The organism is Mycobacterium sp. (genome assembly GCF_032161845.1).
Classification (GTDB): Bacteria; Actinomycetota; Actinomycetes; order Mycobacteriales; family Mycobacteriaceae; genus Mycobacterium.
In genome coordinates this window covers 1-4,025 of sequence record NZ_JAVRQA010000509.1, presented here as the reverse complement: position 1 = coordinate 4,025, position 4,025 = coordinate 1, and the positions used below count along the sequence as shown (strand labels likewise).

Below are 4,025 nucleotides of genomic sequence, written 5' to 3'. Positions count from 1 at the left end.
CTCAAGGAGACCCTGGCCGCCGATGGTCTCGATGCCGGCGATCCGCACGACGTGATGCGCTGGGTCGAGCAGACGTTCGGTCACCCGTGCGATCTTGGTCGAGCCGGATCGCCCGAAGAGATCGCCTCGGCGACTACCTATCTGGCATCGCGACGCAATGGATACGTGACTGGCGCGACCGTCAACGTCGATGGGGGTTCGGACTTCATCTGAAGTCGGCAGTCACCTCGGCATCGATCACGTCGACCGGCGGCGTGGACGTCGAGAAGCTGATGCCCGTGGCGCCCGAGACGTTTGCGGCGGGGCGATGCCCAGAATGGCACGGGCGGTCTCAGTGATCAGCACACGCAATCGGTCCTCGGCCAGCCCAGCGTCGTGGAACAGGGGCGACTGGATCGCCCCAATCGCTGCGTGCACGACCACGCGCGCGTCGGTGTCGCTGAGGTCCTCGCGCAATTCACTGACCAGGTGAACCCATTCCTCGAGATACAACCGCTGCTTGCGGCGCAGCCGTCGGCGATCCTCCTCGGGCAGGTTGTGGATCTCGTTGTAATAGACCTGTGCGAGTTCGCGATCACCGACGACGAATTCCACTTGACCGGCGATGAGCAGGTCCAATGCGGCGCCCAGATCAGTGGTGGATTCCAGAACGTCCCGTTCGTCGCGCAGCAGCTCGTCGATGATCTGGTCGAACAAGGAAACCAGGACGGCCGACTTGCTGTCGAAGTGCCGATAGACACCCGAACCCGTGATTCCGGCGGCGGCACCGATCTCAGCGATCGACGCCGCGTGAAAACCCTTGCGGGCAACCAAATCTGCCGCTGACGCTAGGATGCGTCCCCTGCGTTCGGGATCCCGGGTACGGACGCGAATCTGGGCGCCGACGGGCGGATCAGCGACGATGGCACACCTCCCAGGTTGATCAGCGTTCATTATGCCCCGGCAATCACCTGGCCGGTCCTCGACGAGTTCGGTGTTTCGGTGTCCGGCAGAACCGTACGTCAGGGTGCTGGACGTGGCCGTGGGTGGCTGTTCCCATGCCCGTCCCGCCGTGATTGCCGCTTGCCTTGAGTCTGGCACTAGTGATTGAATATTCACTAACGTCTCCGTGGACTCTCGCGTGCGTGCCGTACCCAGAAGGGGTTCCCCACCATGACTCGCCCCGCCCAGCCACGTATGGCAACACCCGCAGCCTACGTAAATCCCTCATATACAACCGGTCGTGGCCCAAATCGGGCACTGCGCGCGCTGCGCTGGCGGGCGCCCTCCCATCAGCTCGAGGTGACCGTCGGTATCCCGTTCCAGTTTACGAAGCCAGTATTTAGTACATCCACGTTCACTATCGATCGAAGCCTTCACTGCCAGATTGACCTCAAAGGACAGCGATGACGATCCTCGCGTCAAAAGTCGACACCAACTCCGGGACATACCTGAGCAATCGCGACGTTCAGTCGACGGCGGTGGCTGCGCTCAACGAACAGTTGGAGCGGGTGGCAGCCGGCGGCGGGCAGCGCTACACCCAACGCCACCACGACCGTGGCAAGCTGCTGGCCCGCGAACGGATCGAGCTACTCATCGACCGCGACGCCCCCTTCATGGAGCTCTCCGCGCTGGCGGCGTGGGGGACTGAATTCAACGTCGGTGCCGCGATCGTGACTGGCTTGGGAGTGGTGTCGGGCATCGAGACCGTGATCATCGCCCACGACCCCACGGTGCGCGGCGGCACCATGAACCCGTACACGCTGCGCAAGAATCTGCGCGCACTCGAGATCGCCCGGGTCAACCGCCTGCCGGTCGTCTATCTGGTCGAGTCCGGCGGCGCCGACCTGCCCACCCAGTCGGAGCTGTTCGTCAACGCCGGCAAGATCTTTCACGACTTGACCGAGCTGTCGGCGATGGGCATCCCGACCGTTTCGCTGGTCTTCGGCAACTCCACGGCGGGCGGTGCCTACGTTCCGGGGATGTGCGACTACGCCGTGCTGGTCGACAACGGCGCCAAGGTGTTCCTGGGCGGCCCGCCCCTGGTCAAGATGGCCACCGGCGAGGACGCCGACGATGAGGCACTCGGTGGGGCCGACATGCACACTCGGATCTCGGGGCTTGGCGACTACTTCGCCGTCGACGAGATCGACGCCATTCGCATCGGACGCGACATCGTCGCGCACCTCAACTGGCGCAAGCTCGGACCCGGCCCCACCCAGCCGGCCGACGAGCCGCTGTACGACTCCGAGGAACTGCTCGGCATCGCCTCGGGTGATCCCCGGGTCCCGTTCGACCCGCGTGAGGTCATCGCGAGGGTGGTCGACGGGTCCCGGTTCTCGGAGTACAAGCCGCGGTGGGGTGCCGGCATCGTCACCGGTTGGGCGTCGATCCACGGCTTTCCCGTGGGGATCCTCGCCAACTCCCGCGGTGTGCTCTTCTCCGAAGAGTCCAAGAAGGCAACGGAATTCATTCTCCTGGCCAACCAGACCGACACACCGCTCATCTTCCTGCAGAACGTCACCGGCTTCATGGTTGGCACCGAATACGAGCAAGGCGGAATCATCAAGGACGGCGCCAAGATGATCAACGCGGTCACCAACAGCACCGTCCCGCACATCACCATCAACATGGGCGGCTCGTTCGGCGCCGGGAACTACGGCATGTCCGGCCGGGCCTACGATCCCCGATTCATGTTCGCCTGGGTCAATGCCAAGCTCGCCGTGATGGGCGCGCAGCAGCTGGCCGGCGTCCTGTCCATCGTCGGGCGGGCGTCCGCTGCGGCCGCCGGGCGCGACTTCGACGATGCTGCCGACGCGACGCGCACCGCGGAGATCGGGGAGCAGATCGAGCGGGAGTCCCACGCGTTCTTCGTCTCCGCGCGCATCTACGACGACGGCGTCATCGACCCGCGCGACACCCGTTCCGTACTCGGGATGGCTCTGTCGGCCGCCCATTCCAACGTCGTCGCCGGCCGCCGCGGCTTCGGCGTATTCAGGATGTGAACACCGTGATCACCAAACTGCTGATCGCCAACCGCGGCGAGATTGCCTCCCGGATCATCCGCACCGCGCGCACGATGGACATCTCGACCGTCGCGCTCTACTCCGACGCCGACTGGGACGCCCCCTACGTGGCGCAAGCCGACGAGTCGGTGCATCTGCCCGGCACTGCGCCCGCCGACACTTACCTGCGCGACGATCTGGTGCTCGCAGCGGCGGCCCGCACGGGTGCTGACGCGGTCCATCCCGGGTACGGCTTCCTTTCGGAGAACGCTGATTTCGCCCGCGCCTGCGCCGGGGCTGGGGTGATCTTCGTTGGACCGAGCCCCGAGGCCATCCACGCGATGGGGTCCAAGATCGCCGCCAAGGACATGATGCGCGCCGCTGGCGTTCCCGTGCTGCCGGGCGTCACCGTGGCTTCCGGCGACGACGAGGATCCGGCACGACTGCGCGCCGAAGCGGCCGACGTCGGATTCCCCGTCCTGGTCAAGGCCGCCTTCGGAGGTGGCGGGCGAGGAATGCGGATCGTGCGCAGCGATGACGAACTCCATGAGGCAGTGGCCAGCGCGAGGCGCGAGGCCACCTCGGCATTCGGCGACGGCACCGTGTTCCTGGAGAAGTTCGTCGAAGCGCCTCGACACATCGAAGTGCAGATCTTCGGCGACCGTTACGGCACCGTGGTGCACCTGGGGGAACGCGAATGTTCCATCCAGCGTCGCTATCAGAAGATCATCGAGGAGGCGCCCTCGACCGCAGTCAATGCAGCGCTGCGCGAAGAGCTGGGCCGAGCAGCCGTCGCAGCGGGAAAGGCGCTGGCCTACGAGGGTGCGGGCACCGTTGAATTCGTGATGGCCCAGGACGGCTCGTTCTACTTCCTTGAGGTCAACACCCGGTTGCAGGTCGAGCACCCGGTGACTGAACTCGTCACGGGTATCGATCTGGTTCGGGCCCAACTTCTGGTCGCCGCCGGTGAACCGCTACCTGCCGAGATGCTGGACAGTTCGCCCAAGGGCCACGCCATCGAAGTGCGGTTGTACGCCGAAG

The 4,025-nt window shown here is 65.2% G+C and carries 4 protein-coding genes; 3 read left to right on the top strand and 1 reads right to left on the bottom strand.

From position 1 onward, the window contains the following. On the top strand, nt 1-213 hold a 213-nt coding region (locus QOD90_RS28075), incomplete at its 5' end, for an SDR family oxidoreductase (RefSeq protein ID WP_526355262.1). Between the two features lie 24 nt (nt 214-237). Here the strand turns inward: QOD90_RS28075 and QOD90_RS28070 are convergent. Beyond that, nucleotides 238-933: a TetR/AcrR family transcriptional regulator gene (locus tag QOD90_RS28070; RefSeq protein WP_526355260.1), complete on the bottom strand. Its 696-nt coding sequence runs from the start codon at nt 931-933 to the stop codon at nt 238-240. Nucleotides 934-1,385: 452 nt separating this feature from the next. Here QOD90_RS28070 and QOD90_RS28065 point away from each other — a divergent pair, with 452 nt between their 5' ends. Next, entirely contained in the window at nt 1,386-2,984 is a 1,599-nt protein-coding gene (locus QOD90_RS28065; protein ID WP_526355258.1) for an acyl-CoA carboxylase subunit beta, read from the top strand. Nucleotides 2,985-2,989: 5 nt separating this feature from the next. Further along, nucleotides 2,990-4,025: acetyl-CoA carboxylase biotin carboxylase subunit (locus tag QOD90_RS28060; protein WP_526355256.1), on the top strand; the 1,036-nt coding region annotated here is incomplete at its 3' end.